13 protein-coding genes are annotated in these 15,415 nt (G+C 59.2%); 5 read left to right on the top strand and 8 right to left on the bottom strand.

Annotation, left to right across the window (positions count from 1 at the left end):
- Positions 1-848 precede the first annotated feature (848 nt).
- A complete protein-coding gene (locus tag RY113_RS01105; RefSeq protein ID WP_110106537.1) occupies positions 849-1,067 on the top strand; it encodes a helix-turn-helix domain-containing protein in 219 nt (72 codons plus the stop codon).
- A gap of 68 nt (positions 1,068-1,135) precedes the next feature.
- Here the strand turns inward: RY113_RS01105 and RY113_RS01100 are convergent, their stop codons facing one another.
- Positions 1,136-1,711 carry a hypothetical protein gene (locus RY113_RS01100; RefSeq protein WP_110106536.1) on the bottom strand — a complete coding sequence of 192 codons (576 nt, stop codon included), beginning with the start codon at positions 1,709-1,711 and terminating at the stop codon, positions 1,136-1,138.
- 155 nt (positions 1,712-1,866) lie between these two features.
- On the opposite strand from RY113_RS01100, the gene RY113_RS01095 reads away from it, so the two are divergent.
- A complete protein-coding gene (locus tag RY113_RS01095) occupies positions 1,867-2,637 on the top strand; it encodes a LysM peptidoglycan-binding domain-containing protein (RefSeq protein WP_110106535.1) in 771 nt (256 codons plus the stop codon).
- Positions 2,638-2,665: 28 nt separating this feature from the next.
- Entirely contained in the window at positions 2,666-3,328 is a 663-nt protein-coding gene (locus RY113_RS01090; protein ID WP_315912994.1) for an Rv3235 family protein, read from the top strand.
- 112 nt (positions 3,329-3,440) lie between these two features.
- On the opposite strand, the gene secA is transcribed toward RY113_RS01090, so the two are convergent.
- Positions 3,441-6,215, bottom strand: a complete 2,775-nt coding sequence (gene secA, locus RY113_RS01085; RefSeq protein WP_110106533.1) for a preprotein translocase subunit SecA — start codon at positions 6,213-6,215, stop codon at positions 3,441-3,443.
- A gap of 199 nt (positions 6,216-6,414) precedes the next feature.
- On the opposite strand from secA, the gene RY113_RS01080 reads away from it, so the two are divergent.
- Positions 6,415-6,834, top strand: a complete 420-nt coding sequence (locus tag RY113_RS01080; RefSeq protein WP_315912993.1) for a MarR family transcriptional regulator — start codon at positions 6,415-6,417, stop codon at positions 6,832-6,834.
- 121 nt (positions 6,835-6,955) lie between these two features.
- A complete protein-coding gene (locus RY113_RS01075) occupies positions 6,956-8,173 on the top strand; it encodes an MFS transporter (RefSeq protein ID WP_315912992.1) in 1,218 nt (405 codons plus the stop codon).
- 128 nt (positions 8,174-8,301) lie between these two features.
- On the opposite strand, the gene hpf is transcribed toward RY113_RS01075, so the two are convergent.
- From hpf to RY113_RS01045, 6 genes are all read right to left on the bottom strand, one after another.
- Positions 8,302-8,997: a ribosome hibernation-promoting factor, HPF/YfiA family gene (gene hpf / locus RY113_RS01070; protein ID WP_110106530.1), complete on the bottom strand. Its 696-nt coding sequence runs from the start codon at positions 8,995-8,997 to the stop codon at positions 8,302-8,304.
- Between the two features lie 142 nt (positions 8,998-9,139).
- Positions 9,140-10,063, bottom strand: a complete 924-nt coding sequence (locus RY113_RS01065) for a phosphoribosyltransferase family protein (protein WP_315912991.1) — start codon at positions 10,061-10,063, stop codon at positions 9,140-9,142.
- A 202-nt stretch (positions 10,064-10,265) separates the two neighbouring features.
- The gene (locus tag RY113_RS01060) at positions 10,266-12,017 is read right to left on the bottom strand and encodes an LpqB family beta-propeller domain-containing protein (protein ID WP_315912990.1); all 1,752 of its coding nucleotides are present in this window, start codon (positions 12,015-12,017) and stop codon (positions 10,266-10,268) included.
- Positions 12,017-13,921: an MtrAB system histidine kinase MtrB gene (gene mtrB, locus RY113_RS01055; RefSeq protein ID WP_110107089.1), complete on the bottom strand. Its 1,905-nt coding sequence runs from the start codon at positions 13,919-13,921 to the stop codon at positions 12,017-12,019. Before mtrB ends, RY113_RS01060 begins: the two co-directional genes overlap by 1 nt.
- Before the next feature lie 34 nt (positions 13,922-13,955).
- Positions 13,956-14,630, bottom strand: a complete 675-nt coding sequence (mtrA, locus tag RY113_RS01050) for an MtrAB system response regulator MtrA (RefSeq protein WP_110107088.1) — start codon at positions 14,628-14,630, stop codon at positions 13,956-13,958.
- A gap of 287 nt (positions 14,631-14,917) precedes the next feature.
- Positions 14,918-15,394: a hypothetical protein gene (locus RY113_RS01045; RefSeq protein ID WP_315912989.1), complete on the bottom strand. Its 477-nt coding sequence runs from the start codon at positions 15,392-15,394 to the stop codon at positions 14,918-14,920.
- Positions 15,395-15,415 lie beyond the last annotated feature (21 nt).

Genomic DNA, 15,415 nt, shown 5'->3' with positions numbered 1-15,415 from the left:
CCTACGGGACGCCTTGGCTACGTCTATTCGCGACACCCCTATCGGAGATATGGCACTTCGTAGGGAGTTACACTCAAAAGCCTTTCGTTCAAATGGAAGTTGAAATTGCTTGGACATGTAGTCTGAGCCCATAAACTGCCGCACCGGTGTGTTGTGGCCCCTCATCTGCTCGCTGTTTGTCAGTGGCTTCACTCTCTTCGAAATGTTGTATGTGAATGGCAGCTTCCCTGCCCATATCGCGATTAGTGTTGCTATTGCTCTCGGTGCCGGAGTGTTTGCGTCGATGCACCGCAACCGACGCTCGAACAAGCAGCTCAACGCACCGACTCGCTAATGCGCCGACAGCCGGGTCTAGTTATACCGAATAGTGTCCCGCCGAGAGTTGCCGGGCCATAACGGGACATCCTTACGTGCCACGACTAAGACCGCTGCATGGGTCCTGACGAGTGGTCAGCGGCGAACTTCTCGTACGCGATTACTGTCTCAAAAGTGCAGTGGTGGACGAGTTTTTCCGGTTGTCCATCCAGCGAGTGCGCAGGAATGACGAGCGCAGCTTCAGCAGTTTCAGCACCCCGCAGATTGACGCCAGGAAGCTTATCTTCACCCTTCGACAGCTTCTCGCGGCCTTTGGCCTCCTCACTGGACTTGCGTCCGGCCCGGACCCGTTTCCACAACAGCGACCGCAGTTGGTCATGGAGCTTGGGCGGTTTGCGAAAGGCAAGCCATCCGCGGTGACAAGCAGCGTGGAGTCATGCACCGGCACCTCGTAGTGACCGGCAAGGCCTCCTAGGCTGTGGATAAGGATGATTAAGCTCGTCAAAGCACATCAAAGGGGGGATAATGAGTGCATGCCCAGATTCTTAACCTTGGCCGATGTGGCCGAACAGCTGCAGATCTCTGCAGCAGCCTGCTATGCCCTGGTACACAGTGGCGAGCTGCCCGCATTCCAAATTGGCGGACGCGGGCAATGGCGTGTGGACGAAGCGAAATTTGAGCAGTTCATCGATGACAGACACGCAGCAGCCAGAACCATGCTGGCCACTGAGAATTCCGTCACCGCCGAATAGGTAGCTCTGGGCACTGGCATCTCTTGGTCTAAGTAGTGCCGGTCTAGGTACATCAGGAACTTGCTGGTTCAGAATTCGTTGTCCGGTGATGAGACGATCGAAACCAACCGTCCCAGCGGAATTACCACTGAGCCCTGCCGATTTCCGGGGTCCCGGCCCACGCCGTCGGCCAATTGCATGAGTTGAACATAGTCAGCCCCCACTTGGTCCAGAACACCCCTGACATGCACCGCACTGGAGCCCGCCTGCGCGGCGGTGTCCAGCTCAAGGACCACGGCCGAACGGTTCCTGGCCAGCACCCGCAGTGCCGCGGCCAGGGAATAGCCCACCTGGCTCGGGCTCTGCTGACGCTCCAATCCCAGCCCGTTCACCCGCACCACCTTCGTCAGCGGCACGATGACGGATCGGTTCTCTTCACGCAGCAAAGCCCAGTCCTTTTCCACCCTGAGCACTTCCCCGTGATACGCGGTGCCCGTGCACAGAAACACGGAAAGCTGCTCTCCGCTGGCTCCTCGTAAAGCCTCGGCAAGGGTCATCTGGGACGCCTCAATGCGGGCTAATTCATTGACGTGCCGCTCGAAATCCTGCTGCGTTGAGGCATGCCACTGTGTTTCCAGATCACCGAAGAGAAGTTCCCACCGCATGGGCCCACGCTAAGCGGCAACCATGGGGCCGTCAACTCTGCCCTTCCACAGCTTGGCTGCAGCCTCTAGACATATCCATGCTGTTGGGGTCAAAATGAATGAATCACCTTCAAATGATGTCAAACAGTGTCAAACATGCTCAAAGGAGAGCAACCGTGAAACCACAAACTCGGGCTGATCTGGCAATGACCGCAGCCATTGCCTTCCTAGGGGCCGCCCTGGTCTTCAGCGGTTTTGCACTGCTGCGTCTGCAGTGGGGCGGGCGCTCCATGGCTCCGACACTTGGGTTCCCTGAATTGTTGGGCGTGGCGGGTGCCGGGATCGGCTTTGCCTTGCTCTGCTGGTGGTTGTTTGCCCTCTGCTGCGCTTGCCTATCTGCATTTGCCCAGAGATTCGGAGCCCACAGGCTTTCAACGCTCACAGCACGCTGGTCGCCGGCGTTCATGCGCCGAGTGGTCGCAGCGATTATTGGGATTAATCTCCTCGGCGCACCGTTGGCTGGCGCAGCGCAGGCAGCCGGTGTTGCCCCACTCTGGCATACCCTGACGGTTTCCACGGCTCCCATCTCAGGAGCAGTGAGCACACCTTCGCCATCATCACCGCCAGTGGATCCTTTGTGGGTGCCACACACCCCTGACATTGCACCGGATCTACTGATCAGGACCTCGCCGCGCGAGCCCGCGGACCAGCCCGAGTTTCAAGAGGACCCAACAGCGGCTTCCGGTGATCTGCGCTCCGGTGACGTGGTTGTCAAAAAGGGCGACACACTCTGGGGAATCGTCGCCGAAGCGTTGGGACCGTATTCCACGGATGTCGAGGTGGCCTTGGCATGGCCGCAGTGGTACGGCACCAATCGAAGCACCATTGGTGCTGATCCGAACCTTATTCTTCCGGGACAAATACTGCATGCACCCGGCAATTACTAACATTTGGCACCACCCAAAGGAGCACCCCGTGAGTACAGCAGCCATCTCTGAAACCCCCGCACCAGCCACTTTCTTGTTGGTACGGCCACTTCCCTCTTCCAGCACTCCCGCCCCGTCACCGACTCCGCAAGAGAACCAGGAAAATATTGTGGAGTTGTTTGCTGGCACTCCTCAAACACGCCCATCCAGAAACACTGCCTCAACGGCAGACGAGGCATCAGCCCCGGCGGAAGAGACCTCCACCAAGATTGGCAAGGTCGGACTTAACGCGGCCGGGGTTGGCACGGTGCAGACGCTCGACCCGGAATCCGCCGAACGGGCGGTGGTGGGCAATATGTCCTGCAAGGTTGCCCAAAGCGCCTTGGAAATTCTCCATGGCGTCCGTTCAGTGCAGCAGTTGGCCAGGTGGCTCGACGCCCGGTGCCTGAGCGCTTTGAGCACCCGGGCACGTCTTTATGCGGAAGCCTACCGGGAGCAGGAACGCCGTAGTAGTAATGATGGCGGATACCCGGACAACGTCCAGATGCTGCACCGGCAACCGCATGTACAGTCGGTTCACTGCCATGTGGTTGGCCCCGGCATCTTTGAAACGGCGGTTGTGGTGGCTGACAGGACCAGATTTAGAGCCATCGCCATGCGCCTGGAATTGAGCCACGGCCTGTGGAAGGTCACCGCCCTGCGTATTGGCTAGGGAACGTGTTGGCCAGAGAGAAAGACACAACAAAAAGGCCGCCATCCGCAGGAACTGACGCACTTGATGTGCTGTGTCAGCTCCTCCGGACGGCGGCCCTCTTCACGTGAACTTAGCGCTTTTTCTTCTTCTTGGCCTTGCCAGCCGGGCGCTTGGCCGACGGCGGGACACCGCCTGTGCTGCGGCGCTCAACATGCGTCTCCGCATCACCTTGGGCGTCCGGAGCAGTGAACTGCAACTGGGCGGGCCGGGCCGGAGCTTCAAGACCAGGGGCCGTGATGCGAGGGGCAGCGTGCTCATGCTCTGACGCAGCCGCACCGCCTTCAACGCGCTTCATGAGGTTAGCCGGGGCGTTCTCCACCACACCGACAGTAGCTTCGGGAGCATTCTCAACCTGAACTTCCAAGTTGAAAAGGAAGCCGACGCTTTCTTCACGGATGGCTGCCATCATGGACTGGAACATCTCAAAGCCTTCGCGCTGATACTCCACGAGGGGATCACGTTGGGCCATGGCCCGCAGACCGATGCCTTCCTTGAGGTAGTCCATCTCGTAAAGGTGCTCTTGCCACTTGCGCCCTACAACGGAGAGGACCACACGGCGTTCCAGCTCGCGCATGCTCTCTGAGCCAAGTGCGGCTTCGCGTTCCTGGTAGGCAACCCGGGCATCCGAGAGCAGTTCAGTCTTGAGGTGTTCTGCTGTGATGCGGCCTTCGCCGCCCACTTCTTCAGCGATTTCATCCACCGTGACAGTGACAGGGTAGATGGTGCGCAAGTTGGTCCACAGCGTGTTGAAGTCATAGTCTCCGGCATGACCGGAGCCCAAGGAAGCCTCGATGATCTCATTGACGGTGTCTTCCAAGAAGTGCTGGACCTTTTCATGCAGGTCCCCACCTTCGAGGATCCGGCGGCGGTCGCCATAGATAGCTTCACGCTGGCGATTCAAAACATCGTCATACTTGAGCACGTTCTTACGCTGCTCGGCGTTGCGGCCTTCAACCTGGCCCTGGGCCGAGGCAATGGCCTTGGAGACCAGCTTGGACTCCAACGCCACATCATCAGGCATGGCAGAACGTGACATGAGCCTTTCAGCGGCACCGGAGTTGAACAGGCGCATCAGATCATCTGATAATGACAGGTAGAACCGTGACTCGCCCGGATCTCCCTGACGTCCGGAACGGCCCCGTAACTGGTTGTCAATGCGGCGTGATTCGTGGCGTTCGGTACCTAGAACGTAAAGCCCGCCAGCTTCAATAACGGCCTCTTGTTCATCCTTGACAGCCAGTTTTGCTTCCTCAAAGGCGTCAAGCCATGCGGCCTCGTACTCCTCCGGGGTTTCTTCAGGATCGAGTCCGCGTGCCGCCAATTCACTCACAGCATTGAACTCGGCGTTACCACCGAGCATAATATCGGTGCCTCGGCCAGCCATATTGGTTGCTACGGTGACGGCCCCACGTCGGCCGGCTTGGGCCACAATTGCGGCTTCACGGGCGTGATTCTTAGCGTTCAAAACCTCGTGCTTGACGCCTGCCTCAGCCAGTTTCTTGGAGAGGTATTCGCTCTTCTCAACACTGGTTGTGCCCACCAGAACCGGCTGCCCGGTTTCGTGACGCTCGGCAATGTCCTTCACCACGGCGTCGAACTTCACAATCTCGTTCTTGTACACGAGGTCGGGCTGGTCAACGCGCTGCATGGACTTGTTCGTGGGGATCGGTACAACACCCAGCGAGTAGGTGCCCATGAACTCAGACGCCTCGGTCTCGGCGGTACCTGTCATGCCGGAAAGCTTCTCATACAGGCGGAAATAGTTCTGCAAGGTCACCGTGGCTAGGGTCTGGTTCTCAGCCTTGATCTCCACACCTTCCTTGGCCTCAATGGCCTGGTGCATGCCTTCGTTATAGCGGCGGCCAGCAAGGATGCGGCCGGTGTGCTCGTCAACGATCAGGACTTCGCCGTCCATGATGACGTAGTCCTTGTCACGCTTGAAGAGCTCCTTGGCCTTGATGGCGTTGTTCAGGAAGCCGATCAGGGGCGTATTGGCAGACTCATACAGGTTGCTGATGCCCAGGTAGTCTTCTACCTTTTCAATGCCGCCTTCAAGAACACCCACGGTGCGCTTTTTCTCATCGACTTCATAGTCATCTTCAGGCTTGAGGCGCAGGACCACCTTGGCAAATTCCCCGTACCAACGGTTCGCGTCACCTGACGCAGGACCGGAAATGATCAGCGGGGTACGGGCCTCATCGATGAGAATGGAGTCAACTTCATCCACAATGGCATAGTTGTGCCCGCGCTGGACTAGCTCATCCTGGCTCCAGGCCATGTTGTCGCGCAGGTAATCGAAGCCGAATTCGTTGTTGGTGCCATAGGTGATGTCGGCAGCGTATTGGGCGCGGCGCACCGAAGGATCCTGATTGGCGATGATGCAACCGCTGCTTTGACCTAGGAAACGGAAAACGCGTCCCATCAAATCAGACTGGTATTCCGCCAAGTAGTCATTGACCGTGACCACGTGCACGCCCTTGCCGGTCAGCGAGTTCAAATATGCCGGGGCCGTGGCCACCAGGGTTTTGCCTTCACCGGTCTTCATTTCAGCAATGTTGCCCAAGTGCAGGGCGGCACCACCCATGAGCTGGACACGGAAGTGGCGAAGACCGAGTGTACGCGAGGAAGCTTCCCGCACCGCGGCGAAGGCTTCCGGCAACAGGTCATCGAGCGTCTCGCCGTCTTGATGGCGGAGCTTAAGCTTGTCTGTTTCCTCGCGGAGCTCAGCATCGGTGAAGGTCTGGAAAGAGTCCTCCAGCGAATCAATGGCGTCGGCAAGGACATTGAGTCGTTTAAGCGTCTTGCGATCGCCTGTGCGAAGAACCCGCTCAAGAAGTGATGGCACGAAATTGCTCCCAATCTATTACTGCCTAAAAGTGGCGTGTTCAGTCTACGTGAGAAGACGCACACCACACTGCCAGTTCTAGCTGTGTGGCACCCGGCAATACTGCCAGATATGAGCGAAAGTGCTTGCTTATGCCTGCATTGCGCCACATTGTTCTCCCGCAGCGGAACCTTCAGGCACGTAATATCCCAGCATTTCAGTGCACCATCTGGCAGCCCGCTACCGTGAAATTCTGCGCCAAGCTGTCTATGTGGTGCGTTCCACTGACGCTGACGGCGAACTCAGTTCCAGCCAGGTGAGCACCTTAAACATGTTGACCAAAGCGCCCCTGCGCATCAGCGATATTGCACGTAATGCCGGTATCCGCCTGCCCAGCGCCACTGAGCAGGTCACCAAGCTCGCAGCAGCGGGCCTGGTCAAGCGGTTGCAGAACCCCAACGACGCCCGCGTAGTGGAAGTGCTCCTCACCGAGCAAGGGCGGGCAACTCTGGAGGCTTCGAATCTGCGCCGCAACCAGGAAGTCGCCGCAGGCCTCTCCGGGCTCTCACTGCGTGAACAGCAGAGCATCTCCCGCGCACTTTCCGCCATCGCCAAACTCAACGCGGCACTCTCCCCCTAGCCCTGCCACTTCCGCCGTCCGTTTCCTACCGGCGTCATCCCCGCCAACTAACACCCGCAAGCAACACCATTAAGCAAGCCCATTCAGCAACAACAACTCAGGAGAAAAAGTGCACGCGAACATGGCAGATTCAACTGCCCGCGACGGAGTCAGTACCGTCTCAAAAGAAAAGCAATCAATGCTCAAGCAGCCCAAGGCTGTGTGGGCGGTGGCTGGAGCATCGGTGTTCGCCTTCATGGGAATCGGCCTCGTTGATCCCATCCTGCCCGCCATTGCAGAGAACCTCAGTGCCACCCCCAGCCAGGTGTCCTTGCTGTTCACCAGCTATTTTCTGGTCACAGCTATCGCCATGCTCGTCACTGGTTTTGTCTCCTCACGCCTTGGTGGGAAGCGGACGCTGTTGCTGGGCCTAGGCATCATTGTTATTTTTGCGACCCTTTCAGGCCTATCCGGCAGCGTCGATGCCCTGGTGGGTTTCCGAGCCGGTTGGGGCTTGGGTAACGCCTTGTTCGTAGCGACGGCGCTGGCCGTCATGGTGGGGGTTGCCTCCGGTGGGGCGGCTACGGCCATCATCTTGTACGAGGCAGCACTGGGGCTGGGCCTCTCACTCGGCCCGCTCATGGGCGCAATGCTGGGCGCCTGGCAGTGGCGTGCACCCTTCTTTGGTACGGCCACCGCCATGGCGGTGGCGTTCATCCTCCTGATGGTGCTGCTGCCTAAAACCCCGTTGCCGGCCACCAAGACCCGACTGCGTGATCCGCTCCTGGCACTGGGCCACAAGGGCTTGCGCACTACCGCTGGCAGCGCCTTGTTCTATAACTATGGATTCTTCACCATCCTGGCATTCGTGCCCTTCATTCTGGGCTTCGATGCCTACGGAATAGGCGCAGTATTCTTTGGCTGGGGCGTGGCAGTGGCCGTATTCTCTGTATTTGTCGCACCCATGGTCCAGCGCCGCTTTGGCCCCGTCCGTGCCCTGACCGGTTCACTGTTGGGTTTGGTGGTCATCTTGGCGGGACTGGCCTTGGCTGCCGGACACTCGGTGCCGGCCATTGTGGTTCTGACGGTGGTTTCAGGTGCTCTGCTGGGTATCAACAACACCCTGTTCACTGAAATGGCCATGGCTGTCTCGGACTCCCCGCGTCCTGTTGCCAGTGCAGGCTATAACTTTGTGCGCTGGATGGGCGGGGCTCTCGCACCGTTTCTGGCAGCCAAAATAGCCGAGTACAGCGGCGCATCCACAACCTTCTTTGTGGCCGCAGCCATGGTGCTGGTCAGTGCCGCCATCATTGTGGGTGGGCGCAAGTTCCTTACGGCTCACGCACCCGCCGGCGTCTAATCCGGCATTCACGCAACCCGGTATTCAAGCAAACCCCAACGAAGCAAACGACGCCGGCACCCAGGTGAGGGAAAATCCCCACCCAGGTGCCGGCGTCGTTCTTTGAAAGCCTGGCAACTATCTAGGATCTAGACACGTGCCGGAACATCCTCTGAGCGGTAAGCGGAAATCTCTTCGGAAACCTCTGCGTTGTCATCGAGTGAAATGACCCCGTAGGTCCAGCCCTTGCGGCGGTAAACAACTGAGGGGATCCCTGTTGATGAGTCGATGAACAGGTAGAAATCGTGACCTACCATTTCCATGTTGTCCACGGCGTCATCGAGAGAAAGTGCAGTAGCCGGGAAGACTTTTCTGCGGATCAACACCGGTGAATCACCGGCGGGGATGTCATTTTCGATCTCGTACGGGGACTTAACTTCGGGAACTTCCGGTGTGCTCTGGGCGTAGATAGGCTCAGAACTACTCACGGGAATCAACGCCCCGGTGGCCTCGTTCACAGCCACGGGGGCGTGCCGACCGTGGTGGACTTTCTTCTTGTCCTTGGCACGGCGGAGGCGCTCGAGCAGCTTGCCGTAGGCCAGATCAAAGGCAACGAACTTATCCGGTGCGGCAGCTTCCGCGCGGATGACCGGCCCGCGGCCCAGTACCGTCAACTCAACCGTGAGTGGAGCCTCTGCTGCGCGTGCCTTGCTCTCCTTGGAAACCTTCACATCGACACGCTGAACCTTGCTGGCCAGCTGCTCGATCTTGGTGAGCTTTTCGGCTGCATATTCGCGGAATCGGTCCGAAACACTCACATTGCGACCGGTGATCATGAACTCCATGGTGCCCTCCAAATAACTTAGGTGACACGGCGGCCGGCTAGCATTTATCGCTGTATTCCTGACCGCCGACGGGCGGTTTCCCCTTGCTAGAGGTACCCGTTTACTCACGTTAGTTCACCTCATGGTTTTATTCATCTTTTGCTCAAAAATTGTTTTCCGCGCCTCCGCTCCGGCCACTGGTTTCCGCATCACCTGACGGGGCTTTCGCGGCTGCCAAAACCACTGCGCAACGAAGATGAAACCCCGCTAAGTCCAGTGTTTTTGCTGCTTCTCTGAGAGTGGAACCAGTGGTCAGAACATCGTCAAGGAGAACTATTTCTTGGCCACTTGGCTTCGCTGTCAGCCGAAAATTTCTCACTTTTTTTGCCTTGATTGCCATAGTGTTACGCACATTGCGCCGCCGGGCAGCCCTTCCCAACCCCTTCTGATGCGCCCTGTGCCACGGCAGCTTGGTTTTGATGCGCAGGACGGGTGCCACCTCCAGCCCTTCAGGCAGCCGGCCCTCACGTATGAGGGCCCGTAGCAGCAGAGCAACGGGATCATATCCGCGGCGCCGCCAACCACTGCCAGTACTAGGCACGGGGACCAGGAGCAAGCCGTGCGGGATGAGCCGGGCCGGGTTTATATCTTGCGCGGGGCACATGTGTTGGTCGGGTGGGCCAGGACCGGTGAGAGCAGCCGTCAGGGTTCGGGCTAGCACCCGGGCCAACGGCGGGCCAAGTTCTGTTCGCCCGTGATTCTTGAACGCCAAGATGGCCTGCGCCAACGCATCCCGGTATTCCCCGGCAGCAAAAACCGTCAGCAACGGATCCCCGGAAACACCCATCAGGGCATCGGCATGCTGTTCGGCCCGGAATGGCGCGCCCGTTTGCTGGCGCAGGAGAACTGCGCAGCCTGGACACAAAGCGTGGTCATCCGCGCCACAGACCACGCAGTCGGCCGGCAATACCAAATTCAGGAAGTCACGCCAGGCTGCTTCGCACCACAACCAGGCCCGCAGCCACACAGTTCCTGCCCGCCCCCTGTGTCGGGCGGCTACCTGGCCAGTTCCTGCTCTCGTATCCATCTGCCCAGCATGCTTGTGCCGCCGTGCCTATGGAAGTACCAGGCCACCCATTGTGTAGAAGGTTGCAGGCTAAACCCTTGGGCAGGAATCAAGCACCGGCGGCAGGGAAGGGACGTGCTAGTGGCGCACGGCCGGCGCCTATCCTGTGCTAAACAGTGCTTATCCGGCGTCCATCCTGTGCGACGCAGCGCCTATCCAGTGCCTATCCTGCGAACGAGGCCTGTTGGAGTTCCTTAGCGGCCACTTCCCAATAACTGCCCACATTGGTGAAGAACTCCGTGGCCGTCTGAGCATGGATGTTCCGGACACCGGATCCGGCGCTGATCCATTGCACACCCTTGAGCTCATCCAATGCCAACGGACGCGCGGCTAGATCCAAAATATCGATGACCACCGGGTCAGTATCAGAGGGGGCCATGACGGCAACGCTGGCACCCCCCACCCAGACGCCGAGCGTAGGCATCCCGGAATGCAGAAAATTGATGGGCGTGGTGAGTTCCTTGGGGACCTCACCGGATTTAAAAATACCCGTCATGTTGACCTTGCTGATGCCGTTGGACTGGGAAATAACCAAGGCCCTGGTGCCATCACGGGACACCCGGAAGGTACTGACCTCCTGCCCCACCAACCAAGGAACCCTGAGCAGAACAGGTGCACCCAACTTCCCGTTGTCGTCCGGATTGATTGCCAACACCAGGCCAGAGCCGTCCCCAGCAGCAGAGAACAGCCAGCCGTTGGGGGCAAACGAGGGCGGGGTCAGGCCCACCCCAGACAAGGCAAGCACGGGTGGCTCATTGGGTGTTGCCCAATATATTTGGTTTCCCACCCCTGCTAGGAACGCAAAGTCCTTCCCCGAATAGGAAATGGCCGGCGCCGACGGATCGAGACCTGCCACAGATGCCATCCCGGGAATGCGGGCACTCTTGACGCCGTCGAAGGTGACCAGCTCGTTCTTGGACAGCGCCACTTGGGTGGGCCGCACGGGATTGTCCACGATCATGCGGCTCACCTCGTTATCAGTGCTGCCCATGTCAACAGATCTGTCATCGGCCAAGAACGCCACCTCGGTGATGGTGTTCAGGCTCTTTTGGAACGTGGTCAACAACTGCGCGTTCATTTGCTGGCGCTGCTCGATGCTTGTTTCCAGCAGAGGCCCTGCAGTCAACCCCACCCGGGCCTGCCCATTGATCACGGGCACCGAATCGCGTTCCAAGGCAATGCCGTTGGGGAATGCACTTACCACGGCGCCTTGCAAATAGGGTGCCGGGCCGTTGAGCATCGCTTTGACAATGGAGGTGGCCGTGCGTGAGGAGCGCCCAGCCAGCCACCTGACATCGGGGACCCCAAAGGTGAAACTCGGATCATAGAAGTAGAGCGAGACCGGTGCGAACAGCGTTTGGAAGTTCGCCTCGGTGAGGATCACGCCGTCGGGCGCTTCCGAGATTCTCCACTGCCCATCCACTTGCACCATTTTCATCCGCAACAGTTCCGATGAATCCGGTTTGGCCGGGGTCAGCACACCGGTTGCGTCCACCGCGGAGACCACATCGAACTTCAGCTCAAAGGTGTCCTGTTCATAGGTGGCCGCCACGGCAAAGGTGTTCGTATAGACCAGAGTGCGCTTATCCGGCGCCCATGACTGTGCCAGCGCCGGCGTCAGATATTGCCGGGCCACCTGAAAGTCGTCACTCACACCTGTTCCGGAGTCAATGAAACCGCGAATAATGCTCTCCGGCGAGGCTCCATCCACGGGGGAAAACTGCTGCAGGCTCACATTGACGGAGTTGCTCCGTGGCGCCAGCGGATCACTTTTACCCACAGGCCCCTGCATGGGGATGGTGGCACAGCCGCTCACCGCCAGAAGTACGACGACGGCCATGGCCCACAGCGCCACCGGCCAGTTCCGCCTGGTGTGGGCCGCCGGGTGCTGAGCTGTTCTTGCCGTGATACCCATCAGCGATTCACCTTTTCAGAACTAGTGATGCCCGGATCTTCGGGATCGGGTCCGCGCTTTTCCTGGTTCTTAGCCGCCTCGGGCACGGACTTAATACTGCCCAGGGCTCCCACAACCCCCAGCGCACCGGTGTGGGTCAGAACTGGGGAGGTGTTTAAAGTACTGGAACTGCCGGCCTGGCCACCGTCGGGAGGTAGCGGAACCGGTGAATGGGTCAGAACTGTGCCACGTTTGCGCGGCAGTGTGAGGCGGAAACAGGAACCTTCTCCAATGACGCCCCAGGCATCCAGCCAGCCATCATGCAGGCGGGCGTCTTCCATCGCGATGGAGAGCCCCAACCCGCTGCCGCCCGTGGTGCGGGCGCGGGCCGAATCTGCGCGCCAGAACCTGTCAAAGACGTGGCCAAGAGCCGCCGGAGACATTCCGATGCCGTAATCACGCACGGCCACGGCTACGGCACTCTCGTCCGCTGAGACGTAAATCTTCACCGGGTTTCCTTCGCTGTGCTCCACCGCATTCAGCACCAGGTTGCGTAGAATCCTGTCAATCCGGCGCGAATCCATCTCCACCACGCACTTGTGGCTGCGCAGGCGGGTCACCACAGAAAGCTCTGCCTTGTTCGCCTCGGCCACTGGCATAGCCCCGTCAATGACTGAATGGATGACGGAGAAGATATCCAACGACTCCACATCCAGATCTGCCACACCAGCATCAAAACGGGAAATTTCCAACAGATCAGCCAGTAGCAGCTCAAAACGCTCCACCTGGTGGAAAAGCAGCTCGGAGGAGCGTTTATTGATGGGGTCAAAATCCTCGCGGGCATCGAAGAGTACCTCAGCGGCCATGCGCACTGTGGTCAGCGGTGTGCGCAGTTCGTGGGAGACGTCCGAGACGAAACGCTGCTGCATCTCTGAAAGCGCACCGAGCGCGGTGATCTGATCCTGCAAGGACGTGGCCATCTTATTGAATGAGGTGGCCAAGCGGGCCATTTCATCCTCACCACTGACGGCCATCCGTTCTTCAAGCTCACCGGCCGCCAATTTTTCTGACACGGCGGCTGCCTCACTGACAGGCTTCACCACGGTCCGTGTGACGTACCAGATGATGACACCAATGAGCAGCAGCAGAATCCCACCGGCCAGCCACAACACTGACTGAATGTAGTTCAACGTCATCTGGGCGGTGTTCAGGTCATAGATCATGTACAGCTCGTAGTGGGTGCGCAGCAGTTCCACTTGGCTGCCCACCACAACGGCCGGGCTGAATCCGGACTCGCCCGTGGGCAGCGCTATTGACTGCCAGAACTGGCCGTCGGGATCGCTTTGGACTGCCTCACGGAGCTCGTCCGGGATGATGGCAGTAGTGACACCGCCGGAGTCCGAGGAGCTGACGGCAAGGCGGCTAGTTTGGCCGGGAATCTTCACCATCAAGTACTTGCGGTTATCGTCTGCGCCACCCACTTCCAACAACCGCAAGGTGTCCCCCACATAGGTCGACACACGCGGCTGATCGCTCAGGCTCGCGTTGGAAAAACTCTCCTGAACTTGCGTGGCGCCACGGGCGGATTCTTGTTGCGCCTGAGTGAGCCGCTCCTGGAAGAGTCCATTGGAAATCTGTCCGGCCAGGTAGCCGCCAACACCCACCACAGCCACGGAGGCAATGATCAAGGTGGTGGCAACCGTGCGGAACTGCAAGGACACGCGCCAACGCCGCGTCCACCAGCGCCTAATCCAAGCAAAAAATTGCGCCACGAAACGGCCTGCCGCAGCCAGAAGACCAAGGGCCTTGGCGAGCAGTGAGATAACTACTCCGTGCGCGTTGTTATCCGTGGCGGGCACAGTGTCAGCCTCAAAATCCGGGGCAGCCAAATCTCCGACGTCGTGCGGCTGCGGCTCTTCACTCATGGCTTGCTCACTCGAGGCGCACGGGATTCAGCGCTTACTGCCCGGCCTTGTAGCCAACACCGCGAACCGTCAGAACCACTTCGGGAGCCTCGGGATCGCGTTCAATCTTGGAGCGCAGACGCTGAACGTGGACGTTGACCAGGCGCGTGTCAGCAGCGTGGCGGTAACCCCACACCTGTTCCAACAACAGCTCGCGGGAAAATACCTGCCACGGCTTGCGGGCCAGGGCAACCAGGAGGTCAAACTCCAGCGGGGTCAGGGAAATCCGCTCCCCGGCGCGGCGCACGGAATGCCCGGCCACATCGATGCTGATCTCGCCGATAACAAGGGTTTCAGGGGCCTTGACATCGCCGGGACGCAGCCGGGCACGGACACGGGCTACCAACTCTGCGGGCTTAAAGGGTTTGGCCACATAATCATCGGCACCAGATTCGAGCCCACGCACCACATCCGAGGTATCGGATTTAGCCGTCAGCATCACAATGGGCACATCAGATTCGCCACGGATCAGGCGGCAAATTTCAATGCCATCAATTCCGGGCAGCATCAAGTCCAGCAGGACCAGATCGGGCTTGCTGGACTGGAAAATTTCCAGGGCCTTGGCGCCATCGGCACAAAAAACCGGGTCAAACCCGTCATTGCGCAGAACAATGCCAATCATCTCGGCCAGTGCTTCGTCATCGTCAACAACTAAAATACGTGCCTTCATACCTCTATATTTGCCTATCAACGGCCCAAAGACCCCATCGACGCTCCACAGAGCACTGCAATAGTTTCGGTCATGCCCTGTAATTCACAGGGTAAAGAGGGTTCTTCCCGATAGGGTTTGATGATGGACGTAGCAACGGGCTGATTCCGCTGCGCACCTAGATTGGTTTCTTGGCCTCACTTTCGGCTCTTAGGTTTTAGTTGGATCTCGCGGCGCAGACCCGCCGTTTAACACTGCAGTACACGAATTTCACGGGGAAAATTTCAGGGAGCATGATGACGCAGGAATCACAGGGACAACAAGACCAGCCAGATCACGCCGACCAAGCCGGTCAGCCGGGGCAGGGTGGCGTCCCAGGTCAGCCGGGGCAGGGTGGGCAACCGCAGTACCCTGCACAGCAACCGCAGCAGCCTGCCCAACAACCGCAGTACCCGGGCCCGGCTCAGCAGCCCGCGCCTCAGTACCCTGCATCCCAATACCCCGGCCAACCCCAGCAACACCAGCAGCCGCAGCAACCTCAGTGGGGACAATACGCCGGCCAGTCCCAGCAGCCTCAGCAACCTCAGTGGGGACAATACGCCGGCCAGTCCCAGCAGCCTCAGCAACCTCAGCAACCTCAGCAACCTCAGCAACCTGCATCGCAATACCCCGGCCAGCCCCAGCAACCTCAGTGGGGACAGTACGGCCAGCCCCAGCAGCCCATCCCCCAATACCCGGGCCAGCCTCAGTACCCGGGCCAGCCTCAGTACTCTGGTCAGCCGCAATACCCGGGCCAGCCTCAGCCC

The organism is Arthrobacter sp. lap29, assembly GCF_032458965.1.
Classification (GTDB): domain Bacteria; phylum Actinomycetota; class Actinomycetes; order Actinomycetales; family Micrococcaceae; genus Specibacter; species Specibacter psychrochitiniphilus.
Note: the sequence above shows the minus strand (reverse complement) of the source record. Positions and strands in the feature narration are given on the sequence as shown.